This window comes from Mycolicibacterium palauense (assembly GCF_002592005.1).
Lineage (GTDB): Bacteria > Actinomycetota > Actinomycetes > Mycobacteriales > Mycobacteriaceae > Mycobacterium > Mycobacterium palauense.
Genome location: NZ_NVQF01000017.1, coordinates 50,511 through 76,885, shown reverse-complemented (window position 1 = coordinate 76,885; position 26,375 = coordinate 50,511). Strand labels below are relative to the sequence as shown.

General features: G+C 70.6%; 26 protein-coding genes. 9 read left to right on the top strand and 17 right to left on the bottom strand.

Annotation, left to right across the window (positions count from 1 at the left end; all coding sequences use genetic code 11):
- Positions 1-16 precede the first annotated feature (16 nt).
- Together CSR00_RS09610 and CSR00_RS09605 are read right to left on the bottom strand one after the other, a co-directional pair.
- Complete coding sequence (locus CSR00_RS09610; protein ID WP_099022164.1) at positions 17-472, bottom strand: SRPBCC family protein; 456 nt, start codon at positions 470-472, stop codon at positions 17-19.
- 78 nt (positions 473-550) lie between these two features.
- Positions 551-877: a DUF2530 domain-containing protein gene (locus CSR00_RS09605; RefSeq protein ID WP_099022163.1), complete on the bottom strand. Its 327-nt coding sequence runs from the start codon at positions 875-877 to the stop codon at positions 551-553.
- A 79-nt stretch (positions 878-956) separates the two neighbouring features.
- Here CSR00_RS09605 and CSR00_RS09600 point away from each other — a divergent pair, with 79 nt between their 5' ends.
- Both CSR00_RS09600 and CSR00_RS09595 read left to right on the top strand, forming a co-directional pair.
- Positions 957-1,787 (top strand): TrmH family RNA methyltransferase, encoded by an 831-nt coding sequence (locus tag CSR00_RS09600; protein WP_099022162.1) that lies wholly within the window; start codon positions 957-959, stop codon positions 1,785-1,787.
- A 9-nt stretch (positions 1,788-1,796) separates the two neighbouring features.
- Positions 1,797-2,075, top strand: a complete 279-nt coding sequence (locus CSR00_RS09595; protein ID WP_099022161.1) for a DUF2537 domain-containing protein — start codon at positions 1,797-1,799, stop codon at positions 2,073-2,075.
- A gap of 13 nt (positions 2,076-2,088) precedes the next feature.
- Here the strand turns inward: CSR00_RS09595 and sepH are convergent, their stop codons facing one another.
- Positions 2,089-2,880 carry a septation protein SepH gene (gene sepH / locus CSR00_RS09590; protein WP_099022160.1) on the bottom strand — a complete coding sequence of 264 codons (792 nt, stop codon included), beginning with the start codon at positions 2,878-2,880 and terminating at the stop codon, positions 2,089-2,091.
- A 172-nt stretch (positions 2,881-3,052) separates the two neighbouring features.
- Positions 3,053-4,171, bottom strand: a complete 1,119-nt coding sequence (gene serC, locus CSR00_RS09585) for a phosphoserine transaminase (RefSeq protein ID WP_099022159.1) — start codon at positions 4,169-4,171, stop codon at positions 3,053-3,055.
- Between the two features lie 297 nt (positions 4,172-4,468).
- Here serC and CSR00_RS09580 point away from each other — a divergent pair, with 297 nt between their 5' ends.
- The 5 genes from CSR00_RS09580 (at position 4,469) to CSR00_RS09560 (ending at position 10,839) form a co-directional block, all read left to right on the top strand.
- Complete coding sequence (locus tag CSR00_RS09580; RefSeq protein ID WP_099022158.1) at positions 4,469-5,551, top strand: AurF N-oxygenase family protein; 1,083 nt, start codon at positions 4,469-4,471, stop codon at positions 5,549-5,551.
- 9 nt (positions 5,552-5,560) lie between these two features.
- Positions 5,561-7,261, top strand: coding sequence for an FAD-dependent oxidoreductase (locus CSR00_RS09575; RefSeq protein ID WP_099022157.1), 1,701 nt, complete (start codon positions 5,561-5,563; stop codon positions 7,259-7,261).
- A gap of 229 nt (positions 7,262-7,490) precedes the next feature.
- A complete protein-coding gene (locus tag CSR00_RS09570; RefSeq protein ID WP_099022156.1) occupies positions 7,491-8,693 on the top strand; it encodes a quaternary amine ABC transporter ATP-binding protein in 1,203 nt (400 codons plus the stop codon).
- Positions 8,686-9,576: an ABC transporter permease gene (locus tag CSR00_RS09565; protein WP_099022155.1), complete on the top strand. Its 891-nt coding sequence runs from the start codon at positions 8,686-8,688 to the stop codon at positions 9,574-9,576. The genes CSR00_RS09570 and CSR00_RS09565 overlap by 8 nt, the downstream gene beginning before the upstream one ends.
- A 324-nt stretch (positions 9,577-9,900) precedes the next feature.
- Entirely contained in the window at positions 9,901-10,839 is a 939-nt protein-coding gene (locus CSR00_RS09560; RefSeq protein ID WP_218014462.1) for a glycine betaine ABC transporter substrate-binding protein, read from the top strand.
- Between the two features lie 25 nt (positions 10,840-10,864).
- Here CSR00_RS09560 and CSR00_RS09555 read toward each other — a convergent pair whose 3' ends face one another.
- The 9 genes from CSR00_RS09555 to CSR00_RS09515 all read right to left on the bottom strand — a co-directional run bounded on the left by CSR00_RS09555 (position 10,865) and on the right by CSR00_RS09515 (position 20,553).
- Positions 10,865-11,689: an ABC transporter ATP-binding protein gene (locus CSR00_RS09555; RefSeq protein ID WP_099022154.1), complete on the bottom strand. Its 825-nt coding sequence runs from the start codon at positions 11,687-11,689 to the stop codon at positions 10,865-10,867.
- Between the two features lie 115 nt (positions 11,690-11,804).
- Positions 11,805-13,463 (bottom strand): ABC transporter substrate-binding protein, encoded by a 1,659-nt coding sequence (locus CSR00_RS09550; protein ID WP_099022153.1) that lies wholly within the window; start codon positions 13,461-13,463, stop codon positions 11,805-11,807.
- A 33-nt stretch (positions 13,464-13,496) separates the two neighbouring features.
- Positions 13,497-14,810: an NtaA/DmoA family FMN-dependent monooxygenase gene (locus tag CSR00_RS09545; protein ID WP_099022152.1), complete on the bottom strand. Its 1,314-nt coding sequence runs from the start codon at positions 14,808-14,810 to the stop codon at positions 13,497-13,499.
- Between the two features lie 328 nt (positions 14,811-15,138).
- The gene (locus CSR00_RS09540; protein ID WP_099022151.1) at positions 15,139-15,879 is read right to left on the bottom strand and encodes a transporter substrate-binding domain-containing protein; all 741 of its coding nucleotides are present in this window, start codon (positions 15,877-15,879) and stop codon (positions 15,139-15,141) included.
- Positions 15,876-16,670 carry a GntR family transcriptional regulator gene (locus tag CSR00_RS09535; RefSeq protein ID WP_099022150.1) on the bottom strand — a complete coding sequence of 265 codons (795 nt, stop codon included), beginning with the start codon at positions 16,668-16,670 and terminating at the stop codon, positions 15,876-15,878. Before CSR00_RS09535 ends, CSR00_RS09540 begins: the two co-directional genes overlap by 4 nt.
- Positions 16,667-17,557 (bottom strand): ABC transporter permease, encoded by an 891-nt coding sequence (locus CSR00_RS09530; RefSeq protein ID WP_245905919.1) that lies wholly within the window; start codon positions 17,555-17,557, stop codon positions 16,667-16,669. Before CSR00_RS09530 ends, CSR00_RS09535 begins: the two co-directional genes overlap by 4 nt.
- Positions 17,554-18,600 (bottom strand): ABC transporter permease, encoded by a 1,047-nt coding sequence (locus tag CSR00_RS09525; RefSeq protein ID WP_245905918.1) that lies wholly within the window; start codon positions 18,598-18,600, stop codon positions 17,554-17,556. The genes CSR00_RS09530 and CSR00_RS09525 overlap by 4 nt, the downstream gene beginning before the upstream one ends.
- Positions 18,593-19,483, bottom strand: a complete 891-nt coding sequence (locus CSR00_RS09520) for an ABC transporter ATP-binding protein (protein WP_176561980.1) — start codon at positions 19,481-19,483, stop codon at positions 18,593-18,595. Before CSR00_RS09520 ends, CSR00_RS09525 begins: the two co-directional genes overlap by 8 nt.
- Positions 19,480-20,553: an ABC transporter ATP-binding protein gene (locus CSR00_RS09515; RefSeq protein ID WP_099022148.1), complete on the bottom strand. Its 1,074-nt coding sequence runs from the start codon at positions 20,551-20,553 to the stop codon at positions 19,480-19,482. The genes CSR00_RS09520 and CSR00_RS09515 overlap by 4 nt, the downstream gene beginning before the upstream one ends.
- 295 nt (positions 20,554-20,848) lie before the next feature.
- Between CSR00_RS09515 and CSR00_RS09510 the strand changes: the two genes are divergently transcribed.
- Together CSR00_RS09510 and CSR00_RS09505 are read left to right on the top strand one after the other, a co-directional pair.
- Complete coding sequence (locus tag CSR00_RS09510; protein WP_099022147.1) at positions 20,849-22,078, top strand: MFS transporter; 1,230 nt, start codon at positions 20,849-20,851, stop codon at positions 22,076-22,078.
- On the top strand, positions 22,075-23,313 hold the full coding sequence (locus tag CSR00_RS09505; protein WP_099022181.1) for a 3,4-dihydroxy-2-butanone-4-phosphate synthase: 1,239 nt from the start codon (positions 22,075-22,077) through the stop codon (positions 23,311-23,313). The genes CSR00_RS09510 and CSR00_RS09505 overlap by 4 nt, the downstream gene beginning before the upstream one ends.
- A 46-nt stretch (positions 23,314-23,359) precedes the next feature.
- Here CSR00_RS09505 and CSR00_RS09500 read toward each other — a convergent pair whose 3' ends face one another.
- The 4 genes from CSR00_RS09500 to CSR00_RS09485 form a co-directional block, all read right to left on the bottom strand.
- Positions 23,360-23,857: a flavin reductase family protein gene (locus CSR00_RS09500; RefSeq protein WP_099022146.1), complete on the bottom strand. Its 498-nt coding sequence runs from the start codon at positions 23,855-23,857 to the stop codon at positions 23,360-23,362.
- Positions 23,854-24,339 carry an NADPH-dependent FMN reductase gene (locus CSR00_RS09495; RefSeq protein WP_099022145.1) on the bottom strand — a complete coding sequence of 162 codons (486 nt, stop codon included), beginning with the start codon at positions 24,337-24,339 and terminating at the stop codon, positions 23,854-23,856. The genes CSR00_RS09500 and CSR00_RS09495 overlap by 4 nt, the downstream gene beginning before the upstream one ends.
- A 225-nt stretch (positions 24,340-24,564) precedes the next feature.
- The gene (locus CSR00_RS09490) at positions 24,565-25,239 is read right to left on the bottom strand and encodes a maleylpyruvate isomerase N-terminal domain-containing protein (protein ID WP_099022144.1); all 675 of its coding nucleotides are present in this window, start codon (positions 25,237-25,239) and stop codon (positions 24,565-24,567) included.
- Between the two features lie 11 nt (positions 25,240-25,250).
- Positions 25,251-26,369: a citrate synthase 2 gene (locus CSR00_RS09485; protein WP_099022143.1), complete on the bottom strand. Its 1,119-nt coding sequence runs from the start codon at positions 26,367-26,369 to the stop codon at positions 25,251-25,253.
- Positions 26,370-26,375: the final 6 nt, after the last annotated feature.

The window sequence follows — 26,375 nt, the reverse complement described above, 5'->3', positions numbered from 1 at the left end:
ACCGCCGTGCCGGCGGTCACGGTTTCTCCGCGGCCGCCTTGATGCGCTGCAGGGACTGCTGCATCCCCGCGACGAGCTCGTCCTCGAATTGCGTGGAGCCACCCAAAACCGTGGCGGTCAGGAAACCCGAGATCGCCGACGTCCCGTTCTCGGCGTGCCGGCTCTCCACCACCCGGGTGCCGTTCTCGGTGGGTTCGAGCTCATAGCTCCACACCGAACGGTTCTCCGCGACGCGGAACGCCAGCTTGCGTTCGGGGATCAGCTCGGTGACCACCGAGGTGGTCGGCCAGAACAGCTTGTTGCGCCGGTTCAGGTTGACCGTGCGGGTGCCCTGGCGCACCGGTCCCAGCGGCTTCATCCACCGGCACTGCGGACTCCACTCGGGCATCCTGCTGAAGTCGCTGATCAGGCCCCAGACCGTGCTCACCGGGGCGTTGATCTCGATCTCTGCGCTGAGCAACGGCGCTGCCATTCCCACTCTCCCTCGAATCCGGACATCGGTGTCGGTTGCTGGCTGTCGGTTGCTGGCTGTCGGTCCTGGCTATGGAGACTAACCGGCGTCCCGGCGCACAGACAGACCGACCTGCGCGCCGCGGATCCCGCGCCGTGCGGCGCTGAACTGCCACAGCACGATCGACGTGCCCACCACGCCGGTGGCCAGGCCCGCCAGGCAGACCGGGCGCCACGTCTGCAGTTCCGGCACCGTGAACGCCAGCACCGTGGCGATCAGCCAGATCGTGGCACCGACGGCGATCACCGGCCACGGCTCCAGCAGGGCGGCCGGCAGGGGTGGCGCCGCCGGCTCGGCCGCCGGGGACCCGGCGGACCCGGATCCGTCGCGGGCCCCTCCGGTGGCGTCGTGCTGGTCGGCGGGCATCGGGATTCAACGTAGCAGCATCGCCCGGGAACACCCCGGGGTCGCGGGCGGCGGCACACGCTATCGTCATCGCACGCTCGTGGACACCAACATCATCGACATCAGCGATCCCTCGGACACCCGGGTGGACGATTTTCGCGACCTCAATAGCGTGGACCGCCGGCCCGACCTGCCCTCGGGCAAGGGACTGGTGATCGCCGAGGGCGTGCTGGTCGTGCAGCGCATGGCCGCCTCCCGGTTCACCCCGCACGCGCTGCTGGGCACCGAACGGCGGCGCGCCGAACTCGCCGAGGAGTTGGCGAGCCCGGGCCTGGCCGGCGTCCCGTACTACCGGGCCAGCGCCGAGACCATGGCCGAGATCGTGGGCTTCCACCTCAACCGTGGTGTGCTCGCCGTCGCGCGGCGCGCACCGGAGCTCTCGCTCGGTGACGTGTGCGCCGGGGCGCGCACCATCGCGGTGCTCGAAGGTGTCAACGACCACGAGAACCTCGGCTCGATCTTCCGCAACGCCGCCGGGCTCGGCGTCGACGCGGTGGTGTTCGGCGCGGGCTGCGCCGACCCGCTGTACCGCCGCGCGGTGCGGGTGTCGATGGGGCACGCTCTGCTGGTTCCGTTCGCCCGGTCATCGAGCTGGCCGCACGATCTGAACAACCTGCGGGACATGGGTTTTCGACTGCTGGCGATGACCCCGGACCGGCAGGCCGAGGCGTTGGCGACGGCGCTGCCCGGCCTGGCGGGCCAGCGGGTCGCGGTTCTGGTCGGCGCCGAGGGGCCCGGCCTGACCGAGACCGCCATGCGCACCAGCCACCAGCGGGTCCGCATCCCGATGGCCCGGGGCACCGACTCGCTCAACGTCGCCACCGCGGCGGCCCTGGCCTTCTACGAACGTTCCCGCTGCGCCGATGGGTAGGCTCGCGCCGTGACCGACGATTCGACGCCGTGGGGGACCGGCCTGACCGTGGCCGCCTTCGCCGCCGCGGTGATCGCGGCGGTGGTCGTCGTGCTCGGCGTCGGGCTGGTGCGGGTCAACCCGCTGCTGGCGGTCGTGCTGAACCTGACCGCCGTGGGCGGGCTGGCCCCGACGGTGTGGGGTTGGCGCACCCGCCCGGTGGTGCGCTGGTTCGTGCTCGGTTCCGGCGTCGGTGTCGCCGGGGGCTGGCTGGCACTGCTGGCGATGGGCGCCGCGGGAACGATCTGATTCGCCGGCGGCGTCAGCGCTCGCCGCTGGAGCGCACGCCCAGCAGCACGTCCTCCCAGGCCGGCACCGCGGGCTTGGCGCGCCGACTGCGTGTCTTGGCCGGCGGGTCGGGCTGCTCATGGGCGGCCCGCGGTTCGGTCTGCGATTCGGGCTGCGGGGCCGGTTCCGGTGTGTCGAAGTCGAGCTGCGCGAGCGGGGCGACCGGACGCAACGGCCGGTCGAAGTTCGGGTCGATCAGCTCGGTGGCGGTGTCGTCGACGGCCGTGATCGTGCCGCCGTGCGCGCCCGGGACGAACCGGAAGTGCGCGACGTTGTCGGACCGGCCGGCTTTCCAGGCCAGCTGCACCGTCCAGCGGCCGTCCTCGTTGCGCCAGGCGTCCCAGTTGGTGGAGTCGGGGTCCAGGCCGCGGGCCACCAGGGCCGTGGTCACCGTCTCCAGCAGGGTGAGCACGGCGGGCCCGTCGGGCAGCACCGGATGGGCGGCGGTGGCCAGTTCGGCGGCGCGGGAACGCTCGAGCAGCACGGGGTGGGCGAAACGCTCGATGCGCGAGACGTCGACGCCGGCCGCCTCGGCCAACTGCTCGACCGAGGCTCCCGCGCGGATCCGGGCTTGAATCTCTCTGGGACGCAGCACGCTCTTGACCTCGATGTCCATTTGAGTTTGGTTCAGCCGCGATGTGTCGCCGCGGACTGCTGCGCGTAACCGGTCGTCCAGGCGTAGTCGAAACGTCTCGGGCGGGGTGCCGCCCTCGCAGAGGAGGTGACGACCGTCGACATCGAGTCCCACTACTTCCAGATCCCGCATGTCGACCTCCTTGGGGCCACAGTGCCGGGCCCGATTGGTCCGGACCTTACTGCAGCCGGCGGCCGTCGCGCGGTTGACACGCGGGCCCGGCGGGCGACGGTTTCGCCGCGGAGTGGTCTCGGGGTCGTCGCGGGCCGGCCCGGTGCCGACTCGGTGCCGGCTCAGTGTCGATTCAGAGGCGTTCGACGACCCAGTCGATGCACGCCGTCAGGGCGCTGATGTCGTCGGGCTCCACGGCGGGGAACATCGCGACCCGCAGCTGATTGCGGCCGAGCTTGCGGTAGGGCTCGGTGTCGACGATGCCGTTGGCCCGCAGTGTCTTGGCCACCGCGGCCGCGTCGACGGCATCGTCGAAGTCCACGGTACCGACCACCTGCGAGCGCAGCGCCGGGTCGGATACGAAAGGCGTTGTGAACGAGGTCTTTTCGGCCCAGGAGTACAGCCGCTCGGCGGAGTCGGCGGTGCGCTTGACCGCCCAGTCCAGCCCGCCGTTGCCCAGCATCCAGTCCAGCTGCTCGGCCATCAGCAGCAGCGTCCCGATGGCGGGGGTGTTGTAGGTCTGGTTCTTGAGGCTGTTCTCCACCGCGATGGGCAGTGACAGGAACTCGGGGACCCAGCGCCCGGACGCGGCGACGGCCTCGACGCGGGCCAGGGCCGCCGGCGACATCACGGCCAGCCACAGCCCACCGTCGCTGGCGAAGTTCTTCTGCGGCGCGAAGTAGTAGGCGTCCACCTCGGTGATGTCCACCGGCAGCCCGCCGGCCCCGGAGGTGGCGTCGATGAGAATCAGCGCGTCGCCGGAGCCCTCGGGGCGCCGCACCGGCACCGCCACCCCGGTCGAGGTCTCGTTGTGCGCCCAGGCGATGGCATCGACCGACGGGTCCGACTGCGGTGCGGGTGCGCTGCCGGCGTCGGCCTTGACCACGATGGGCTCGCCGACGAACGGATTCTTGGTGACGGCCGCGGCGAACTTCGAGCTGAACTCGCCGTAGGTCAGGTGCAGCGACTTCTTCTCGATCAGGCCGAACGCGGCGGCGTCCCAGAACGCCGTGGATCCGCCGTTGCCGAGGATCACCTCGTAGCCCTCCGGTGCGGAGAACAGCGCGCGGACGCCCTCGCGCACCCGGCCGACGAGATTCTTCACCGGCGCCTGACGATGCGAGGTGCCGAACAGGCCCGCGCCCGTGGTCACGAGCGCCTGGAGTTGCTCCGTACGGACCTTCGACGGCCCGCACCCGAAACGGCCGTCGGCGGGTTTGAGGTCCTCGGGGATGGTCAGCTGGTCAGCCATGGGTCTCAGCGTAGTGACGGCCCGTGCGGGTCCGGAAATGCGGGCGCGGGCACCGGTTGGAGCACTGGTTCGAGCGCCGAGTCGCGGGCGTCGCGCCGACCCCCGGAAACCTCTCGTGGCTACCTTCATCGTGGCGCCGCGAGCGGGTGTTCACCGTGTTCACCTGCGGTCTGTTTCGGCGCAGGCCGAGCGGGTATGACTGCACAGCAAACGGCGAAACTGAGTATTGGATTTATGCGATACCTGCGGTACCGTTGTACATCGAGTAGCTGGATGTAAACCTCAGAGGAGGCTCGGATGGCTCGGACGAAGATGGTCCGCCGGTGGCGACGCAACATGGACGTGCTCGATGATCAGCCCTACGTGGACATGCTGACCACGCTGTCCGAGGGGTCCGTCCGGCGCAATTTCAACCCCTACCTGGACATCGACTGGGACTCGCCGGAGTTCGAGGTCGTCCCCGGCGACGAGCGCTGGATCCTGCCCGGCACCGATCCGCTGGGCAGGCATCCCTGGTATCGGGCCCAGTCCACGCAACGCCGGATCGAGATCGGCATGTGGCGCCAGGCCAATGTGGCCAAGGTGGGCCTGCACTTCGAGTCGATCCTGATCCGCGGGCTGATGAACTACGCCTTCTGGGTGCCCAACGGCTCACCGGAATACCGGTACTGCCTGCACGAGTCGGTCGAAGAGTGCAACCACACCATGATGTTCCAGGAGATGGTCAACCGCATCGGCGCCGACGTCCCGGGTATGCCGCGCCTGCTCAAGTGGCTCTCCACCTTCATCCCGCTGGTGGCCGGTCCGCGCCCGATCCCGTTCTTCTTCGGTGTGCTCGCCGGTGAGGAGCCGATCGACCACACCCAGAAGAACGTCCTGCGCGAGGGCAAGGCGCTGCACCCGATCATGGAGCGGGTGATGGCCATCCACGTGGCCGAGGAGGCCCGCCACATCTCGTTCGCGCACGAATATCTGCGCAAGCGGGTACCGGAGATGAGCCGGCGCCACAAGTTCCTGCTGTCGCTGTACGTGCCCGTCGTCATGCGGGTGCTGTGCCAGGCCATCGTGGTGCCGCCGAAGGCGTTCTGGAAGGAATTCGACATTCCCCGCTCGGTGAAGAAGGAGATCTTCTTCGGCACCCCCGAGGCGCGAAAGTTCCTGCGCGACATGTTCGGCGACGTGCGCATGTTGTGCGCGGACACCGGTCTGATGAACCCGGTGGCCAAGCTGGTGTGGCGGATCTGCAAGATCAACGGCACGCCGTCGCGCTACCGCAGCGAACCTCAGCGCAGTCACCTGCCGAGCGTGGCGGCGCAACCGGCCAGCGAGACGGTGCCCGCGACGGCGCCCGAGACGGTGCCCGAGACGGTTTCCGCCTGACGGCCGCCGATGCCCCACGTCATCACCCAGTCGTGCTGCAGCGACGGGTCCTGTGTCTATGCCTGCCCGGTCAACTGCATCCATCCCTCGCCGGATGAGCCGGGCTTCGCCACCGCCGAGATGCTCTACATCGATCCCGACGCGTGCGTGGACTGCGGGGCCTGCGTGAGCGCCTGTCCGGTCGGCGCCATCGCACCGGTGTCCCAGCTCGACGCCGACCAACTGCCGTTCGTCGCGCTGAACGCCTCCTTCTATCCCGAGCGCAAACCCGGGGAGAAGGTGCCGCCGACGTCGAAGCTGGCGCCGGTCCTGCCGGCCCCGGTGGTCAACCAGGGGAGCCGCCCGCTCACCGTGGCGATCGTCGGGTCCGGCCCGGCGGCGATGTACGCCGCCGACGAGCTGCTCACCCAGCCCGGGGTGCGGGTCACCGTGTTCGAGAAGCTGCCCACCCCCTACGGCCTGGTGCGCGCCGGGGTGGCCCCGGACCACCAGAGCACCAAACGGGTGACCGCGCTGTTCGACCGCATCGCCGACCGCGACGGATTCACCTTCCACCTCAACGTGGAGGTGGGCAGCCCCGAGGCCGGCGCGGTCATCGGGCACGACGAGTTGCTGGCCCACCACCACGCCGTGCTCTACGCGGTGGGTGCCCCCAACGACCGCCGGCTGGACATCGACGGCATCGACCTGCCCGGCGCGGGCACGGCCACCGAATTCGTCGCCTGGTTCAACGGGCACCCCGACTTCGCGGACCTGCCGGTCGATCTGAGCCACGAGCGCGCCGTCATCGTCGGCAACGGCAACGTCGCACTCGACGTCGCGCGCATCCTGACCACCGACCCCGACGAGCTCGCGCGCACCGATATCGCCGACCATGCGCTGGCGGCCCTGCGCACGTCGAACGTGCGCGAGGTGGTCATCGCGGCACGCCGCGGACCCGCCGCCTCCGCGTTCACCCTGCCCGAGCTGATCGGGCTGACCGCCACCGTCGAGGTGGTGCTCGACGAGGCGGATCACGAACTCGTGCGGCGCGACCTCGCCGGGGAGACCGACCCGCTGACCAGGGCCAAACTGGAGATCCTGAGCAAGCTCGGGTCGGCCTCGGCGCCCAGCGGGCGGCCACGCATCCGGTTCGCCTACAACCTGACCCCGCAGCGGCTGACCGGCGATCGGCGGGTCCGCGGGATCGACTTCACCCTCACCGGGACCCGGGAGCCGCGCCACCTGGACACCGGCCTGGTGTTCACCTCCATCGGCTACCGCGGCAGGCCGCTGGCGGGGTTGCCGTTCGACGAGGCCGCCGCGGTGGTCCCGAACCGGGACGGGCGGGTGGTCGACCCCGGCACCGGCGAGCCGGTCACCGGCTGCTATGTCGCCGGCTGGATCAAGCGCGGCCCCACCGGGTTCATCGGCACCAACAAGTCCTGCGCGCTGCAGACGGTGCGCGCGCTGGTGGACGACTACAACGCCGGTCTGCTGCCCGAGCCGTCCGGGCGTCCCGGATCGATGGACAAGCTGATCCGCCACCGCCGGCCCGGGGTGGTCGGCGCCTCCGGGTGGCGGGCCATCGACGCCGCCGAGCGGGCCCGCGGCCGGGCGGCCGGTCGGCCACGGGTCAAGTTCACCTCGGTCGCCGAGATGCTCAAGGTTGCCGCCGACGCGCCGAAACCGTCTGTGCGGCAAAGGATCCTCGCCGGTATCCGGGGCTGACCGCCCGGGCACACCGGGGCCCGCGGGGGCCGGCCGGGTGCGGGCGGCATCGCCGGGGCGGCGCCGCCCGCAGGTGCGGCCCGCCGCGCCCGAGCCGACATATCCGCCCGGCATGGGTAGGGTCACGGGAACGAAGAGCGAGGAACAGAGCAGCGCCGAACGCCCCCGAGCACGGGCACCCACTGGATTGCCGGCGTCGCTGACCGCGTCGTCGACGATGGGTGGAAGTGTGCCAGCGCTACGGGCCGAGAAGCTGTACAAGATCTTCGGAGACCGCGCGGCCGACGCGGTGCGCCGCCTGCAGGCCGGTGAAGACCGCCAGCGGGTCCGCGAGGAGCTGCAGGTCACCCCGGCCGTCCTGGATGCCAGCCTGGAGGTCGAGCCGGGCGAGACGTTCGTGGTGATGGGGCTGTCCGGCTCGGGCAAGTCCACGCTCATCCGGATGTTCAACGGACTGCTGGAGCCGACGGCCGGGAAGGTCTTCCTGGGCGACCGCGACCTGACGGCGCTCGGCGGCAAGGAACTGCGACACGTCCGGCAGACGACGATCAGCATGGTGTTCCAGCACTTCGCGCTGTTCCCGCACCGCACGGTGCTCGACAACGCCGGTTTCGCGCTGGAGGTCCGCAAGATCGGCAAGGAGGAGCGCGTCGAGAAGGCCCGCCGGGCCCTGGAGATGGTCGGGCTCTCCGGCTGGGAGGACAGCTTGCCGGGCCAGCTCTCCGGGGGTATGCAGCAGCGAGTGGGCCTGGCCCGCGCCCTGGCGGCCGAAACCGAGATCCTGCTGATGGACGAGGCCTTCTCGGCGCTCGACCCGCTGATCCGGCGGGAGATGCAGGACCAGCTGATCGAGCTGCAGCACTCCCTGCAGAAGACGATCGTGTTCATCACCCACGACCTCAACGAGGCGATGAAGCTCGGTGACCGGATCGCGGTGATGCGCGACGGGCGCATCGTCCAGATCGGGGCGGCACAGGACATCCTCGACGCACCCGCCGACGACTACGTGGCGCAGTTCGTGCAGGACGTGGACCGCAGCCGTGTGCTCACGGTGGCCGGCGTGGCCGAGGAACCGGCGGCCACCCTGACCGTCGGGACGGGGCTGACGGCATCGGTGCAGACCATGCGCGAACACGCGCTCCCGGTGGCGCTGGTGACCGACGCCGAGCACAAGCTCGTCGGTGCGCTCGTCGCCGAGGAGGCCGAGATCGCCGCCACCCGCGGGGACGGCCCGATCGACGGTCTGATCCACGCGGAGGTACCCCGGATGTCGGCCGTCGCGGCCCTCGCCGACGTCCTGGTCCCCGCGGCCACCACCTCGTTGCCGATCGCGGTGGTCGACGACGAGGGTCGCCTGACCGGCGTGGTGTCGCGGCGGACGCTGCTCGCCGCGCTGGGCCCCAAGGACACCCGGGAGGCCGGTGATGACTGAACTGTTCGTCGCGCAGGACCAGATTCTGCCCCGAATCCCGATCGGGGAGGCGTTCGAGAAGTTCGTCGACTGGCTCTACGACCACTTCCTGCCCTTCTTCGAGTTCCTCAGTTCGCTGGGGACCTCGCTCTACGACCTGCTCACCTCCGCGCTGCTGTTCCTGCCCGCGCTGGTGATGGTGGCGCTGCTGACCCTGCTCGGCTGGTGGCTGCGCGGCTGGAAGTTCGGGCTCTACGGATTGATCTCCAGCGGGCTCATCGTGTCCATGGGTTTCTGGGTGCACGCGATGCAGACGCTGGCACTGGTGCTGATCGCCACCGCGATCGCCGTGACCCTGAGCCTGCCCGTGGGTGTCCTGGCCGCCCACCACGACGGGCTGAGCCGGCTGCTGCGGCCGGTGCTGGACTTCATGCAGACGCTGCCGCCGTTCGTGTACCTGGTTCCGGCCCTGGCCCTCTTCGGGATCGGCGTGTTCCCCGGCATGGTCGCGACGGTGATCTTCGCGACCCCGCCGGGCGTGCGCCTGACCGAACTGGGGATTCGTCAGGTCGACCCGCAGATGGTGGAGGCGGGGGAGGCCTTCGGGGCCACGCGGTGGCAGATCCTGTCCAAGATTCAGCTGCAGCTGGCGATGCCGACCATCCTGGCGGGCATCAACCAGGTGATCATGCTGGCCCTGTCGATGGTCGTGATCGCCGCCCTGGTGGGCGCCGGCGGGCTCGGTGAGGACGTCTACTCGTCGATCACCCAGACCGATATCGCGCTGGGCGGGGCCAGCGGTCTCGCGGTCGTCCTGCTGGCGATCTACCTGGACCGGTTGACCCAGGCCCTGGGTGACCGTTCCGCGGTCAAGAAGGCCGAGCGGCTCGCCGGGGCGAGCTAGCCGAACCGGGACGGCCGACGGTGACGCCCGACGGTGACGCCACCGTGGCCAGTGCCGGAGAACGGGCCGGAGAACGGGCCGGAGATCGGGTCGGGGATGAGACGGTGGAGACGATCTGTCGACCCGGCCGGGCGGAACGGGTAGCCCGAGACGACCGGGAGAGCCGGGAGAGGAGGAGACGTAGGCAGGACACACGAGGACAGGCCACCGAGCTCCCGGGTTAGCTCCGGGGCGAGTTCCAGGCGGGTGTGAAACCGGATCGGTTCGAGGCCAAGCCCCACCGCCGGACGTGGCTGACATGCGAAAACGATTGGAAGGAACATCGTGCAAGGCAAGACCGTGCAAGGCAAGACACGGATGTCCCGGCTCTTCCGGGTGGCAAGCCTGCTGTTGGTGGCCGGTTTGTTCGTCGCGGCCTGCGGTGGCGGCGGCTCCGAGGGTGCCGGCCAGGGTGAGGCTCAGAAGAACGTGTCGATCGGCTACATCCCGTGGGACGAGGACATCGCCGTCACTCACCTGTGGCAGGACCTGCTGGAGAAGCAGGGCTACAACGTCGAACTCAAACAGCTCGAGGTGGGCCCGCTGTTCCAGGGCGTCGCCCGCGGCGATCTCGATCTGTTCTACGACGTGTGGCTGCCCACCACCCACCAGAGCTACTGGGAGCAGTACGGCGACCAGGTCGAGAAGCTCGGCGACTGGTATGACAACGCGTCCCTGGAGTGGACCGTCCCGGCCTACGTCGAGGACGTGAACTCGATCGCCGACCTCAAAGGCAAGAGCGCGGAATTCAACGGCCAGATCATCGGCATCGAAGCCGGCGCCGGGCTGACCGCGGCATCCAAGGACAAGGTGATTCCCGAATACGGGCTCGCCGACGAATACACCCTCAAGACGTCGTCGACGCCGGCGATGCTGCAGGAACTCAAGCGTTCCATCGACGCGAAGCGCCCCGTGGTGGTCACGCTCTGGCACCCGCACTGGGCCTACAGCGCCTACGACCTCAAGGATCTCGAGGATCCCAAGGGGGCCCTCGGCGAGGCCGAGACGCTGTCGGTGATCGGCAAACAAGGCTTCAGCGACGAGTTTCCCGAGATCGCCGGCTGGATCAAGAACTTCTCGATGACCGACGAGCAGTTGGCGTCGCTGGAGAACGAGATGCAGAAGGCCGGCTCGGGCAACGAGACGCAGGCCGTCGACACCTGGCTGCAGAACAACCCGGACTTCGCGACCGGCCTGGGGATGCCCTCCTCGCCGTCGTCCTGAGTCCCGTCTCCCCGGCCGGGCCCGGCTACTGTCGCGGCCCGGCCGGCGGCGACGGCTGCGGCCCGGTCGCGGCCCGCGCGGACCACCGGCCGTCGTCGTGGCGAACGACGATGGGATGGTCGAAGGCCGCCGAGACCGCGGCGGTGGTGATGGTCGAGGCGGCCGGACCGGCCGCGACGATGCGGCCCGCGGCGATCAGCAGCGCGTGGGTGGTGGTGGTCGGCAGCTCCTCGAGGTGATGGGTCACCAGAACCGACGCCAGGTCGGGGTGGGCGGCCACGAGGGTGTCGATCGTCTGCAGCAGCTGCTCGCGTGCGGCGACGTCGAGCCCGGTGGACGGTTCGTCGAGCAGCAGCAGCCGCGGACGGCACACCAGGGCGCGGGCGATCAGCGCCCGGCCGCGTTCGCCCTGCGAGAGCGTCGGCCAGCGGTCCCCGGCGCGCGCGGTCATCCCGACGGTGGCGATCAGCTCGTCGACCCGCGCCAGGTCGGCGGGCTGCGGCCGCCACCGGTTGGGGACCTCGATGGTGCCGGTGATCCCGGTTGTCACGACCTCGCGCAGGGTCAATGGTGTGCGCAGCGGGTGGCGCGGGTTGACGTGACCGATGGTGCGGCGCAGCTCGGCGGTGTCCACCCGTCCCAGCCGGCGGCCCAGCACGTGCACGGTGCCGGTGCTCGGGTGCGCCTCGGCCGCGCACATGGCCAGCAGGGTGGTCTTCCCGGCTCCGTTGGGGCCGAGCAGCGCCCACTGCTGGCCGGCGTCGATGCGCACGCTGATGCCGTCGAGGATCTGCTTGCCGTCGCGCCGGAACGTCACGTCGTCGAGTTCGAGGACAGGGGTGGCGCTCACAGCGCCAAGACGTTACCCGTGCGGGGTCGGCGACCTCGCCCGTGCTCACCCCGCGCACGGGCGGACCCCTCCGGCCGGGTCCGGCCGGAGGGGTCGCCGTGCGAACCCGCGGGGGTCATTCCTGGGAGCCGAGGGTGACCTGCGAGTAGTCGACGGTGTTGTCGCTGCGGTAGGCGTACCCGTCGGTGTTCTTGCTGAAGGCGACCGACGGGCGCACCCGGGCGATGAAGATCATCGGCGAGGCCTTCTGCATGATGCGTTCCGCGGCGTTCCAGCGGGCCCCGGCCTCGGGCGTCAACGGATCACCCACGGCGATCCCGGCCGCCACCGCGGCGTAGAAGGACTCGTCCTCCCACCGCGAGTAGTTGATGTTGGAGCCCTTGCCCGTCCACACCGACAACTCGTACGGCGGGGACATCACCGCGGAATAGTCACGGGCCAGGAAACTTTGGTAGATCCCCTCGATCGAGCCCGAGCCGAACGCCGAGGCGGGCTGCTCGTCGATGTTCACCGTGAAGCCGGCGTCCTTGGCGAAGGACTGGATCTGCACCGCGGTCTCCACCATGTCGGGCACCGCGCTGGACACGGTCAGGGTGAACTCCACGCCGTCGGGGTGCCCGGCCTCGGCCAGCAGCGCCTTGGCCTTCTGCGGATCGTAGGTCCCGCCGGTGATCCCCGTCCCGTCGTAGCCGGGTGCGTCGGGGCTGAGCATGCCCTTGGTCGGGTCGGCCATTCCGCGGTAGACGCTGTCGATGATCCGGTCGTAGGGGATCGCGTAGTTCAGCGCTTCGCGCACCCGCTGGTCGTCGAAGGGAGCGTTCGTCGTGATCAGCGCCAGCCGATTGAACAGGTTGGTCTTGATGTCGAAGACCTTGGCCGCCCCGTCGGCGGCCAGCGCCTCCTGATCGGCGGGCCGCAACTGGGTGACGACGTCGGCGTCCCCCGAGCGCAGCGCGGTGACCCGGGTGCCCGGGTCGGTCACCACCCGGTAGGTGATCTTCTTGACGGCCGGCTCGCCGAGCACGAAGTTCGGATTGGCGATCAGCACCGTCTCCTCACCCGGGGTGAACCGGTCCACCTGGTAGGCGCCGTAGCCCCAGCCGGAGTTGTTCTTCGACCAGTCGACGGCATACGGGTCGTCCGCGGTCACATGCTGTTTGAGCAGGTCCGAGTCGTAGATGATGCCGCTCTTGTTGGCCAGCAACGACAGCAGCGTGAAGCCCTCGCCGGGATCGTCGATCGTGATGGTGACGGTGTAGTCGTCGACCTTGGCGATCTGGCGGGCCGGGTCGGTGATGATCGGGTCGTTGAGGAACTTGGCGCTGCCGGGGCTGGCGAATTTGCGTTCGTAGGACCACAACACGTCGTCGGCGGTGAGCTCGTTGCCCGACTGGCTCAGCACGCCGCGCCGCAGCGTGAAGGTGTAGGTCCGGCCGTCGGGGCTGACCTCGTACTTCTCGGCCAGCAGCGGCTCGAAGTCATACCAGTCCTGTTTGAGCACACCGGAGGCCTCGTCGACGACGTAGGGGTTGCGGACCAGGCCGGCGCCGGTGTTCATGACCAACTCGGCGCCGTCGGCGCCGCCGGTGGCGCCCCCGTCAGCGGCGAACGAGGTCGCCTGGGAGGGGCTGAGCACCACCAGTCCGTCCGTCGTCCGGTCGCCGCCGCCCGCGCCGCCGCAGCCGGCGGCGAGCAGCATCACGCTGAGCGCCGCGGCGGCGGCCGTTCGTTTCCGGCGCCGTGCACCGAGCGCCGGGGGCAGGGAAATTCTCATGTCGATTCTCCTGGTGGGAATGTGAGTCGGCGGCTAGAACTCGAGCAGGTTCTCGCGGAGCGTGGAGTAGCTGTAGCCGTCGCGGATCAGCCCGCGCTTGCGCAGCGCCGGGGCCAGGCCGTCGGCGATCTCGGCGAGCGCGTGCCGGGTCACCTTGGGATACAGCAGGAAACCGTCGCCTCCCACCTCGTCCATGACCTCGCCCATGATGGCGGCGACGGTGTCCGGGGACCCCACGGCGTCGATCCCGCCGGCGAAGCGGAAGGTCTCCAGAGCCTCGCGCAGCGTCTTGCCCTGGGCGAAGTTGACGAAGCTCTTGATGGTGCTGACCTCGCCGTTGCCGACGATCTCGGGCATGGGCTCGTCGAGCGGAATCGTGGAGAAGTCGACCTCGCCGCCGGACTGGTAGCTCAGATTCCACAGCTTGGTCTCGATTGCCCCCGGAGTCTTGCCGGCGAGCATCATCAGGCGCTCCTTCTCCCGGGCGATCTCGTTGCTCTCACCCAGGATCGGGCTCAGCAGGAACATGATCTTGCAGTCACCGGGCTTGCGGCCGTGCAGGGCCATGCGCCGGTGCATGTCCTCTCGGAATGCCTTCATCTGCTCCACGCTGGAGCCGTGGGCGAGCATGGTCTCGGCGAATCTGGCCGCCAGGTCGCGACCCGGACCGCTGTTGCCCGCCTGCACGATCACCGGTCTGCCCTGCGGGCCGGGCATGGTGTTCAGCGGACCCCGGGTCTTGAAGAACTTGCCCTGGAAGTCGACGACGTGCACCTTGGTGTGGTCGGCGTAGACCCCCGCGTCCTCGTCGACGAGGACCGCACCGGGCTCCCAGGAGTCCCACAACTGGGTCGTGGCGTCGAGCCACTCCTGGGCCATCTCGTAGCGCAGGTCGTGTTCGTAATGCTGGTCCAGGCCGAAGTTCTGCGCGGCCCGGTGGTTGACCGACGTGACGACGTTGACCGCGGCCCGGCCCTCGGTGAGGTGGTCCAGCGTCGTCATCGCCCGCGCCGCCATATAGGGATGGTAGAAGCTCGACGACATGGTGACCGCGACTCCGATGTGGCGGGTTCGCTGCGTCATCAGCGGCACCAGCGGCACCGGATCGTTCTTCGGCACCTGGCGGGCGATCCGCAGCGGAGCCTCCAGTGAGGATCCGTAGGTGTCGTCGATGCCGACCGTGTCCTCGATCAGGATGTAATCGAACCCGGCCCGCTCCAGCGACCCGGCCATGTCCTGGTACAGGTCCGGGCGCATCCAGTCGTACCCGTTGCGGCCCGCCCAGGTCTCCCCGACCCACGGCTGAATCGCGTAGCCGTTGCCGAGAAACCATCCCAGATGAAACACCTTGCACTCCTTGCTCGCTCGTGTTTTACGCTCTGCGGTCGGCGGTCTTGCACTGCGCCGATCCGTCACCGAGAAGTCTGTACCACGCAGATGTGGTGGCGATGTCGTCGCGGTTACGCCGTTTGTGATGGCGGGATGTCGCGAACCCCGAAACCCGTTCCGCCGCAGATTCGGTCGCGGAGGAACGGCCGTGTCGCCGTATGTGAGGACGCATGTGTGAATGAAAATAACTGCAGTGCACACATTGTCAGAAGACGAATTGTCTCTTGCGCAGCATCCGAAGCGCTTTCGGTCACATGTGAGGTCCGGTATTCGGCCGGTGTGCCGTCTAGGTCGGTGGGGACGCGCCGTTCGTCGCCGCCGAATGCGACATGGCCGCAAGGCCCTCCGCCGGATACTGCTCGACGAGCCGGGCGATTGCGCCGCTTGCCAGGGCGGAATCGACGAAACGATCCAGCAGCTCCAGCGCCCCTGGCGCCGGCGGTGTGCGCACGGCGATGCCCTGCTGGACGGCCGTGAAGGAATCGTCGAGCAGCCGGGAACCCGGGACCCGGCGCAGGGCGCTGCCCAGCGCCGGGCGCAGCCCGGCGAACGCGTCGAGCTCCTCGTCGACGAATGCCCGGAAGGCACCTGCGCCCGGTTCCAGGCGCAGCTCGGCATGCTCGACGTGCCGTTGCAGCCACAGCCCGAACGCGCTGCCCCGAGGTGCGGCGATCGTGCGCCCGGGAACATCCAGGTCCCGCCAGCTCTGCGCGGTGTGACCCGCGCGCACCAGCAGCGTCGCGTCGATCCGGGCATACGGCGGGCCGAACGCGAAGTCCGCGGCCCGGCCGGGATCGACCGCGATCAGTGCCACGTCCCACCGCGTGTCCGCGGCGATGTCGGTCGGCAGCGGGTAGGGCGCGAACTCGCAGGCGATCCCGAGCTCGGCGGCGAGCAGCCGGGCCACCCCCGGGGCGATGCCCGCCCAGCCGCCGTCCCCGTCGCGCTCGACCAGCAGGGTGTTGCTGACGTTCAGCGCGACCCGCAGGGTGCCGGTCGGTGCGAGGGCCGCGGCCCCGGCCGTCACTCCAGCCCCGCCGAGTCGGGAGCCAGCGCCGAGGTGAGGATCGAGACACGGTCACCGCGGTTGTAGTTGTAGCTCAGCTCGCGGGGAACGTCCTCGGCGTCGACGGACAGTGTCTCCACCAGGAGGATCGGCGAACCCTCCTTCACCCCGAGGAGCCTGGCGGTGCGCTCCTCGCAGGCCACCGCCTCGATGGAGTCCTCGCTGCGCCCGAAGGCCGCCTTGAAACGCCGCTCGAAGATCACCGAGCGGTGCCGGGGCACCGGCGTGTAGTCGCCGGCCGTGATGTCGGCGGGGATGTAGCCGACGCGCACGGCCACCGGCTCGCCGTCGGCGGTCACCAGGTACTCGTCCATGCGCACCAGGTCGCCCGGCAGCAGCGCGAGCCGCGTCTGGATGTGCGAGGTGCACGGCACGGTGCGGCTCTCCACCTTGGTGGCCTCCACGTCGGCGCCCCGCCAGGACAGCTCGGTGGACAGCCCGCCGGCAGCCGGGCGCCGGCGTTGGTCGAGCGCCAGGTTCAGGCTGTTCGACACGCTCGTGCCGCGTCGCGGGCTGCGGTCGACGAGGCCCTCCTCGGCCAGCATCTGCAGGGCCTGGCGGACCGCGTTGCGGCTCGTCGCCAGCAGCTCGATGAGCTGGTCCTCGACCAGCACCTCCTCGGGCTGGTAGGCCCCGGAGCGGATGCCGGAGCGCAGCAGCAGGTAGGCACGGCGGGTCTGGGTCTGCAGCCTGCGCCGGGCCGAGTTCGCCCGGCGCTGACTGCGGAAGCGTGCTTCGTCGGCGTGGTTCATCGGCGCCGCCTGTGCAGCACGCTGCGCATCGCGACCGCCACCGAGGCGACGGTGAACACCAGGGCCAGCGCCGGGAACAGCGCCGGCCACCAGCGGCCGACGGAGGCGTCGGAGGCTCCCCGGGCGATCATCGAGCCCCACTCCGGGGTCGGCTGCGGGATGCCGACGCCGAGGAACCCCAGCGTGGCGGTCAGGGTGATCGCGATCCCGAACAGCACCGAGGCGTTCTCCAGCGCCGGCCACGACGAGTTCGGCAGCACGTGGCGGATGGTGAGCCTGCGCTCGCTGAGCCCGGCCATGCGGGCCGCGTCCAGATAGGCCTCCGAACGGACCCGCAGCACTTCGGTGCGTACCAGCCGGACCTGTGTCGGCAGCAGGACGACGGTCAACGCGACGACGATGGTGGTGATCCCCGCGCCGAACAGCGACACCACCACGAGCCCGATCACCACGGCCGGCAGCGCCTGCAGCAGGTCCATGAAACGCGCCGCCCCGCGGGCGCCACCCCCGACCAGCCTGGTGTCGGCCTCGTTCATCCCGATCAGCAGCCCCACGACGATCCCGATCGTCGTGCTGAGCACCATCACGGCGGCTGCGATCGCCAGGTCGAGATGGGCCGCGGCGATGGTTCGGGAGAACACGTCCAGGCCCACGGAATCCGTCCCGAACCAGTAGGTGCCGTCCGGCGGCCGGGTCGGCGGCCCCACCACCGCTTCCGGGTCGAACGGGACGAGGAACGGTCCCGCGACCGCGATCGCGACGACCGCGACGAGCGGCATCACCGCCAGGTTCTCGCGCAGGACCACGGGCCACCGTCGCCCGCGGGCCGGCGCCGGCGATGACGAGGGCGCCGACGGGGCCGAAGGGGCGGAGTACGTCGCGGTCATGCGGCGTCCGCCAGGCGTGCACCGGAGCGGCGGCGGGGATCGAGCGACATGGTTATCACGTCCATCAACATGAAGACGACAAGGGAAATGGCCACCATCACCACGAGGAAACCCTGGATGGCGGTGATGTCGGAGGTGTTCACGGCGTCCACCGCGAACTGGCCCATCCCGCCGAGCCCGAACAGCTGCTCGAGCACCACGGCACCGCCGATCAGGCTGCCGAACATCAGCCCGAACATCGTGGCGGTGGCGGGCAGCGCCCGGCGGTACACGCTGAGGATCACCAGCCATCGGGGCGCGCCGCTGGCGATCCGGAACAGCGTCGCCGGGGCGTCGATCGCCTCGTCGAGCGCGCTGATCAGCAGCTTGAGCAGGGTGCCCGAGTGGCCCAGCGTCATCACCATGATCGGCAGCACCAGGTGCTGGACCATGGACCCGGCGATTGCCCAGTCCCCCTGCAATACCGCATCCAGCAGCGGGAAGCCGGTGATGGGCTCGGGGGCGGAGTAGGCGATTCCGAACCGCCCGATCGGGGCGGGCGCCCACCGCAGCGTCGCGTAGAACACGAAGATGAAGGCGATTCCGATGGTGAACTCGGGGATGGCGCCGGCGACCCGGGCATACCAGGACAGCACCCGCGAGACCGGATTGCGCGGCCGCATCACCACCAGGTAGGCGCCGCCCAGGGTGAACAACGCCGAGGCCAGCAGGCCCAGCACGACGAGCTCCAGCGTGGCCGGCAGCCGTGTGGCGACCTCCTCCCACACAGATCGGCCGGACACGATCGACTCACCGAGATCCAGGTGCACCAGGTTGGACAGGAAATGGCCGAGCTGGCTCACGATGCTGCCGTCGAGTCCGAGGCTCGCCCGCGCGGCGGCGAGCTGCTCCGGGGTGATCTGGCCCCCGGTCATCGTGACGACCGGGTCGCCGGGCACCGCGCGGACCAGAAAGAAGATCGCCACCGCGAACACGAGGACGTGCAGGGGCAGGACCGCCACCCGCATCATCCACCAGCGGTGGCGCCGGACCAGATCATCCACGGCGGTCTCCGCTGCGATCGGGCCCGCCGCACGCCTCCCGGGGCGCCGGATCACCGGCACCGCTGTGGGCGTCGCCGCCGCGGTGTGCGGCCAGCAGTCGGGCGGTGTAGGGGTGCTGCGGATCGCTCACGACCCGCGCGGTCGGGCCCTGCTCGACGATCCTGCCGCGATACATCACCACCAGGTGCTCGGCGAGGAAGGCGACCGCGGGAAGACCGTGGGAGATGAAGACCACCCCGGCCCCGTCGGTGCGGCAGTAGCTCTTGACCAGGTTGAGGATCGTGCCCTGGACCGACACATCGAGCGCGGAGACCGCCTCGTCGCACACCAGCCACCGCGGCCGGACGACGAGCGCACGGGCCAGCGCGAACCGCTGGCGCTGCCCGCCGGAGACCTCCCGGGGCAGCCGTTCGGCCAACCGCGCCGGCAGGTGCAGCGCCTCGAGCACCTCGTCGGCGCGTGCATCGGCGGCACGCCGGTCCAGGCCCAGCAGTGTCATCGTGGGTGCGCGCAGCGCCTCGCGCAGCCGCAGCCGCGGGTCGAAGGACGAGGAGGTGTCCTGGGCGACCTGCTGCACCTGCCGGCGAAACGCCAGGACCTGCGGCCGGGTCATCGCATCCGTGCGCAGCCCGCCCACCTCAACCGCGCCGCTGCTCGGCCGTTCCAGGCCGACGATCATCCGTCCCAGCGTCGACTTGCCCGAACCGGACTCGCCGACGATCCCGACCCGCGCGCCGGGATCGAACGCCAGGGACACGTCGTCGACCGCCGTGGTGCGCGCCGTGCGGCCCGCACCGAAGGTCTTGGTCACGTGGTCGACGACGATGCGCACGCCGTCGGGCTCGACGGGGACGGGCCGCTCGAGCGTCACCCCGGTGGTCACGCCGGGCACCCGGTGACGTGCCCGGCGACCAGGGGCTCGGAGGCGGGGTGCGGGTGGTGGCAGCGCACGATGTGGCCGAGGTCGACGGGCGTGCGTTCCGGGACCGCCGCGCACTCGGAGCTCGCCCGCGTGCAGCGGGGCCGGAAGGAGCATCCGCCGACCGGCCCGGGGGCTGGCGGGGGGATCGTCGGCAGCTCGTCGAGGTCGATGTTCTCCATGGTGGGGATGCTGTTGAGCAGACCCCGGGTGTAGGGATGGGCGGGTGCGTGCCGCAGCTCTTCGGAGGGGCCCTCCTCGATGATCCGGCCGCCGTACATCACGAAGACCCGGTCGCAGTACTCCTGGGCCATCCGGATGTCGTGGCTGACGATCAGCAGCGCGGCGCCGCTCTCCTGCGTGAGGTTCAGCAGCAGTTCCATCATCTCGCGGGCCAGCGAGGAGTCCAGCGCACTCGTGGGTTCGTCGGCGATCAGCAGCTTGGGCTTCCCGGCCAGCGCGATCGCGAGCATGACCCGCTGGCGCATGCCACCGGAGAGTTCGTAGGGCCGGTTGCGCATCACCCGGTCGACGTCGGTGAGGCCGACCCGGGTGAGCCACTGCCGCGACACCTCCTCGACCTGTTTGCGGGGCACGCCACTGGCCCGGACGACGGCGCGCAGCTGGCTGCCCGCCGTCCACACCGGGTCCAGCGAGGTCATCGCGTCCTGGAACACCATCGAGATGCCCGGAACCCGGCGGGGCAGCCGGGAGGCCCCCGGCGTCATGGCACGGCCGTCGAAGGCCAGCCGGTCGGCGGCCACGATGGCGTCGGTGTAGGTGAGGTAGCCGGCGATCGCCAGGCACGTGGTGGACTTGCCCGATCCGGACTCGCCGATCAGCGCCGCGCGTTCGCCGGGGCGCAGGGCTATCGCGACGTCGTCGACCGCGGTGAACTGTGCGTGGGCGAGCCCGAAGTGGACGGTCAGCCCGCGTACCTCCAGCAACGGCTGCGGGGAGTCGCCGTCGGGGGTGGCCGCCGCGGCAGTTCGAGATACCGGATCGTCGGTCAGCGGATCGGTCCGTGTGGTCATCTGCACCGAGCAGAGTCTGGCCGTGGGCTATTTCGCCGATATCAACGGTCCGTTGCCTGCCGGTTGCGCCGGTCGGCCGCCGCACTGACCAGGTGGTTCCCCGATAGATGCCTGTCGATAGGGTCTTCGTGCAGGTCAGCGTGCCGCGGACGTGGTTTTGCGGTGAGGCGGAATCGGCCGTGCGCGGGGTATCGGTGCAGGCGGAGTGGGCAGCGACACAGTGGGCCGGCGGCGCAACGTCGCGGCCCGATTCCGGAAATCTCCCCGAAACGATCGGAGAGCAGCGTCTGCGGCCATGCGACCGCTCGCGATCCCGAACATGCGCCTGTTTCTGGCGAGCCAGCTCATCGTCCAGCTGGGCAACTGGACCCGGATGGTCGCCGCGGGGCTGCTGGTTCTGCAGCTGACGGATTCGGGGTTGCTGGTGGGGCTGGTCGCGCTGGCCCAGTTCGCGCCGATGCTGGTGCTGGGCCCGTGGGCGGGTGTGCTGGCCGACCGGTTCCACCGGCTCACGCTGCTGCTGGTCGTCGGCGTGTTCAACGGCCTCGTGGCGGTCGTGTTCGCGGTGGCGGTGGCGGTCGGGGCGGCCAGCTCGTGGGTGGTGCTGCTGCTGTCCGCCGCAGGCGGGGTGATCACCGCGCTGGAGAACCCGCCCCGGCGTGCGTTCGTCGCCGACCTGGTGCCCGACGAGGTCCTGCCGGCCGCGGTCGCGCTCAACGCCACGGTGATGACCGTGGCGAAACTGCTGACCCCGGCGCTGACCGCGTTCGTGATCACCACCGCGGGAATGAGCTGGTGTTTCGCCCTCAGCGCGGTCACCTTCGTGCCGCAGCTGGCGCTGCTGCTGCGCATCCGGCGCCCGGATCTGCGTCCCTGGGTGCGGGTGCCGCGGGAACCCGGGCAGTTGCGGCAGGGCCTGGCCTACGTCGCCCGCACCCCGGCGATCCGCTCGCCGCTGGTGCTGCTCACCGCGCTCGGGCTGTTCAGCACGGGGGCACACCAGGTGCTGCTGCCGCTGTTCGCCCAGCGTGAGCTTGCCGGTGACGAGGGGACCTACACCGTGTTGTTCGCCGCCCTCGGCGTCGGCTCGGTGGTGGGCTCCGTGCTCAGCGCGCGACCGGTGTTCGGCTCGACGCGGGCGCTGAACTGGCTCGCGGTCGCCTTCGGGGTGGCCAACACCGCCCTGGCGTTGTCCCCGACCCTGGTAACCGCCACCGTGGCCGCCGCCCTGGTGGGGGTGCTGGTGATGATGATCGTCACCGTGGCCAGCGCCCAGGTCCAGGTGGCCGCCGAGCCGGCGATGCGGGGCCGGGTGTCCGCGCTGCTCTCGATCGTCTTCCTGTGCACGGGGGCCCTCGGCAACCCGGTGATCGGGCTGCTGGCCGACGTCTCGGGCACCCGCGTCGCCCTGCTGGCCGGGGCCGCGGTGGCGGCCGTCACCGGGGGTGTGCTGCTGGCCGCCCGCGGCCTGCGGCCAGCGCGTGTCCACGCGGTGGGTGTGCCGGCTCCCGAGGAATGCCGATGAACGCCTGTCCCGGTGGTCCACGCGGTGACCGGCCCGGTGATCGGCCCGGGGGCTCCGGCTCGGCCGGGCGCGCGGTGGAGACCGCGATCGACCGGCTGGGCGCCGGCGAGATGGTCGTGCTGGCCGATGCCGAGGACTCCGGCGCCGCGCCGGATCTCGTCCTGGCCGCAGCGCATGCGACCCCGCGCAACGTCACATTCATGCTGGCCCATACCAGCGGGATCCTGTGTGTCCCCATGCCGGCCGGTGACCTCGACCGCCTGCTGCTGCCGCCGATGGTCGCCGTCACCGAGGACCGTGGGGGTGTCGACTTCGCGGTGTCGGTGACCGCCCGGACCGGGACCACCAGCGGGATCTCCGCGGCCGACCGGGCGCGGACGATCTCGGTGCTCGCCGATCCCGAGACCGGGCCCGCGGAGCTGAGCCGGCCCGGGCACGTGTTTCCGCTGCGAACCGCCGAGGGCGGCGTTCTGCGTCGCGCCGGTCACGCCGAGGCGGCCGTCGACATGACGCGGCTGTCCGGACTGGCCCCGGTGGCGGTGACCGGCGGGCTCGTCGACGGGGACGGGGTGGTCCTGCGCGGGGACCGGCTTCGCCGTTTCGCCGCCACCCACGGCCTGGTCGTGGTGACGGTGGCCGACCTGATCGCTCACCGACAACGCTGCGAGCGGCTCGTGGAGCTGAGGGCCTCCACCCGGCTGCCGACCCGCTACGGCGAATTCCGGGCGCACGGGTTCCGGTCGCTGCTCGACGGTGGCGAGCACATCGCGTTGGTGATGGGAGACCCCACCGCGGCGGGTGCCGGGACGGACGGTGCGCCACCGCTGGTGCGGCTGCATCCGGAGTGCGTGATCGGAAACGCCCTCGGTTCGGTGGGCTGCGACTGCGGGCCCCGGCTCCATCGAGCCCTGCGGATGGTGGCCGGCGAGGGCCGCGGTGCGGTGATCTACCTGCGCGGTCAGCAGGCCCGCACCCTGGGGCTGGTGCGCGGCTACCCGCGGCAGGGCGGCCGGGTGCCGCATGCCGGGGCGGCGGCGCCGTCGCCGCGGTGTCCATCCTCGGAGGTCACCGATCATGGCATCGGGGCGCAGATGCTGGCCGATCTCGGTGTGCGGGCCATGCGCCTGTTGACGGACAGTCCGGTCGAGCGGATCGGGTTGGCCGCCTACGGTCTCCAGGTCACCGGATCGGTGAGCCTGGGGCCCTGGCCCACCCCGGCCCGCGCCGGGTCCTGAACGCGCGCGTGGTTCACGCCCGCCGAGGCCGCCGGGGCCGGCCGTCTCAGCGCGGGGGAGCCGCGAGTTCCCGGAAAGCGCTGCGGTGGAATACCATCGGTTCGATCTCGGGGTTGAACGACAGCGCCATGATCTCGAGGAGGACGATCTCGTGATCGCCGGCCTCGACGCACTTGAACGGGGCGCACTCCAGCCACAGCGTCGCTCCGCGCACGAACACCGCGCCGCTGTCGGCGGCCGTCCAGTCGACGCCGTCGAACCGGTCTGCGTCCCTGGCCGACAACGCCCGGGCGGTGGGCGTGTGCGCGTCGGCGAGCACCGAAAGGCCCAGCCGCGCAAGCGAAGCAAGTTTGGGCCAGGTGGTGGAGGTGTTGGCCATGCACACCGCGACAAGCGGCGGATCGAGGGAAACGGTGGTGAACGAGCTTGCCGCCATCCCCTCGGCCACGCCGTCCACCAGGCCGCAGAACGCGGTGACGCCGCTGGGGAAGCAGCCGAACGCCTTCCGCAACAGCGCCTGATCGAACTGGCTCGCCCCGATCATGCCGATGCCCCGGGGACGAACCGGCGCGCGACGTGAAGCCACCTGTCCAGATCCGGTGAGGTCTCGTAGTCCGAGTCGAGCAGATACAGGCCCGGTGCCGGGCAGCTGGCCCCGATCTCGACGAGCACCGGGCGCAGGGTCAATTCCGGTGCGAGCGCGTGGTTGTACGCACCGCCGAGCATCATCGGGAAGGTGGTCACCCCGCCGAGCTCGCCGGCCCCGAACTGGTCGAGAAACAGTTTCAGCAGGCCGGTGTAGGTGGCCTTGAACGTCGGCGAGGCGACCACCAGGCAGTCGGCGGAGGTGACGATCTCCTTGGCCTGCGCCACACCCGCGTCACCCCACCCGAGCAGCCCGGCGCCCAGGTCGACGACGTCGATGACGTGGGCGGGCTCGGATCCGGTCAGCTCCTTGGCGACCAACTCCGCGGCCGCCCGAGTGCGCGACATGGGCTTGGGGTTTCCCACAACGACAACTGTCATATCCGCAGTCAACGAGGAATGGATCCGAAAGTCCAGCCGTGGCGGTAAAGCCTGGATTGCGCCGCGCGGTGCGGTGCCGGCGGGAACCGCGGAATGCCGCCGAACAGCGGGTTCGGGTGGAACCCGCCGGCGCCGCAGGCGATTCCGCACTGGCGGCCTGTCGGCCTGTCGATACCGGCGACACCCGCGGCGTGCGGCCGTGCCACGGTGGGCGCCCGCCGGTGCTCAGACCACCGAGTAGTCCGGGGGTATCCGGCCGCGGCCGGTCAGCGCGCGCAACAGCATCGGCCCGTCACCGCCCACCACCGCCACCCGGGCGGCCAGCGCGGTCGCCTCGGACAGCACCACCTCGGGTGGGCGGAAGTCCAGCTCCGCGGCCGCGGCGATGTCCAACCCGTGCACGGCCAGCTCGAACGTGCGGGTCGGCAGGTAGTCCGACAACCGGATCCGCAGGCCGCCGATCACGGTGATGACCGGGTCGGCGGCCCCGGCGAGATCGGCCAGCACCAGCTCGAGCAGGTCGTCGACCGCGGCGGCCGGGTGCTCGCCGAGGTCGCGGCCGGCCTGTCGGCCCCGCTCCACGATGGCCTCGGCGCCCAGCTCGGCCGACAGTGTCCGGATGCGCAGGTAGTACTCCTGTGGGCTGTGCAGGTCGGCGGCCATGTGCTGGGCAGCGGTGTCCCCAAGATAGGTGTGCACGGTGCTCAGCGAGCGTGAGGTGTGTCCGACGAGCGCGCGCAGATCCCATTCGCCCAGACCGGGTGCCGTCCAGCGCTCGGGCGGGATGCGGTGCACCAGCGCGGCGAACGCGCGCGCCGCCGCCTCGAACGTCGCTACGGCGATGGCGTTCCCGGTGGCTCTCTCGGTGCCTTTATCGGGGGGTTCCCCGGTGGCGGCCATGGTGGGCCCGGTCAGTCCCGGACCACCTTGTCCCAGCCCGCCACCGACTCGGGGCTGCGCGGTCCCGGCCCGACGTAGATCGCGGACGGGCGCACCAGCTTGCCGAGGCGCTTCTGCTCCATGATGTGCGCGCACCAGCCGGCGGTGCGCCCGCAGGTGAACATCGCCGGCATCATGGTCGCCGGGACCCCGGCGAAGTCCAGGATCACCGCGGCCCAGAACTCGACGTTCGTTTCGATCGCACGGTCGGGGCGGCGTTCGCGCAGCTCGGCCAGCGCGGCCTGCTCGAGTGCGGCGGCCACCTCGAAGCGCGGCGCCTGCAGGCGCTTGGCCGTGGCGCGCAGCACCCGGGCGCGTGGATCCTCGGCGCGGTAGACGCGGTGACCGAACCCCATGAGCTTCTCGTTGCGGTCCAGGATGCCCTTGACCACCGCGCGCGCGTCGCCGGTGCGCTCGACGTCCTCGATCATCGGCAGCACCCGCGCGGGGGCGCCGCCGTGCAGGGGACCGCTCATGGCGCCGATCGCCCCGGACAGCGCCGCGGCGACATCGGCTCCGGTCGAGGCGATCACCCGGGCGGTGAACGTCGACGCGTTCATCCCGTGCTCGGCCGCCGACACCCAGTAGGCGTCGATCGCCTCGACGTGGCGGGGGTCGGGTTCACCCTGCCACCGCGTCATGAATCGCTCAGTGACGGTGGTGCATTCGTCGATCACCCGCTGGGGCACGGCGGGCTGGTAGATGCCGCGGGCCGACTGGGCCACATAGGACAGTGCCATCACCGACGCGCGCGCCAGCTGGTCGCGGGCGGTGGCGTCGTCGATGTCCAGCAGCGGCTTGTACCCCCAGATCGGGGCCAGCATCGCCAGTCCCGCCTGGACGTCGACGCGGACATCGCCGGTGTGGATCGGCAGCGGGAACGGTTCGGCCGGCAGCAGGCCGTCGCCGAACCTGCCGTCGACGAGCAGTGACCAGACGTCGCCGAACGTCACCCGCTGGGCGACCAGATCCTCGATGTCCACGCCGCGATACCGCAGGGCACCGCCGTCCTTGTCCGGTTCGGCGATTTCGGTCGAGAAGGCCACCACGCCCGCCAAACCTGGCACGAAATCCTTCGGTATCTCAGCCATGAGGGG

What these genes read in the sequence shown, in the direction of transcription:
- CSR00_RS09490 (WP_099022144.1), bottom strand. Translation starts at nt 25,239, where the DNA reads ATGGCCGCCACCGGGGAACCCCCCGATAAAGGCACCGAGAGAGCCACC.
- CSR00_RS09580 (WP_099022158.1), top strand. Translation starts at nt 4,469, where the DNA reads ATGGCTCGGACGAAGATGGTCCGCCGGTGGCGACGCAACATGGACGTG.
- serC (WP_099022159.1), bottom strand. Translation starts at nt 4,171, where the DNA reads ATGGCTGACCAGCTGACCATCCCCGAGGACCTCAAACCCGCCGACGGC.
- CSR00_RS09495 (WP_099022145.1), bottom strand. Translation starts at nt 24,339, where the DNA reads ATGACAGTTGTCGTTGTGGGAAACCCCAAGCCCATGTCGCGCACTCGG.
- sepH (WP_099022160.1), bottom strand. Translation starts at nt 2,880, where the DNA reads ATGCGGGATCTGGAAGTAGTGGGACTCGATGTCGACGGTCGTCACCTC.
- CSR00_RS09505 (WP_099022181.1), top strand. Translation starts at nt 22,075, where the DNA reads ATGAACGCCTGTCCCGGTGGTCCACGCGGTGACCGGCCCGGTGATCGG.
- CSR00_RS09500 (WP_099022146.1), bottom strand. Translation starts at nt 23,857, where the DNA reads ATGATCGGGGCGAGCCAGTTCGATCAGGCGCTGTTGCGGAAGGCGTTC.
- CSR00_RS09530 (WP_245905919.1), bottom strand. Translation starts at nt 17,557, where the DNA reads ATGACCGCGACGTACTCCGCCCCTTCGGCCCCGTCGGCGCCCTCGTCA.
- CSR00_RS09550 (WP_099022153.1), bottom strand. Translation starts at nt 13,463, where the DNA reads ATGAGAATTTCCCTGCCCCCGGCGCTCGGTGCACGGCGCCGGAAACGA.
- CSR00_RS09575 (WP_099022157.1), top strand. Translation starts at nt 5,561, where the DNA reads ATGCCCCACGTCATCACCCAGTCGTGCTGCAGCGACGGGTCCTGTGTC.
- CSR00_RS09605 (WP_099022163.1), bottom strand. Translation starts at nt 877, where the DNA reads ATGCCCGCCGACCAGCACGACGCCACCGGAGGGGCCCGCGACGGATCC.
- CSR00_RS09510 (WP_099022147.1), top strand. Translation starts at nt 20,849, where the DNA reads ATGCGACCGCTCGCGATCCCGAACATGCGCCTGTTTCTGGCGAGCCAG.
- CSR00_RS09485 (WP_099022143.1), bottom strand. Translation starts at nt 26,369, where the DNA reads ATGGCTGAGATACCGAAGGATTTCGTGCCAGGTTTGGCGGGCGTGGTG.
- CSR00_RS09535 (WP_099022150.1), bottom strand. Translation starts at nt 16,670, where the DNA reads ATGAACCACGCCGACGAAGCACGCTTCCGCAGTCAGCGCCGGGCGAAC.
- CSR00_RS09515 (WP_099022148.1), bottom strand. Translation starts at nt 20,553, where the DNA reads ATGACCACACGGACCGATCCGCTGACCGACGATCCGGTATCTCGAACT.
- CSR00_RS09565 (WP_099022155.1), top strand. Translation starts at nt 8,686, where the DNA reads ATGACTGAACTGTTCGTCGCGCAGGACCAGATTCTGCCCCGAATCCCG.
- CSR00_RS09610 (WP_099022164.1), bottom strand. Translation starts at nt 472, where the DNA reads ATGGCAGCGCCGTTGCTCAGCGCAGAGATCGAGATCAACGCCCCGGTG.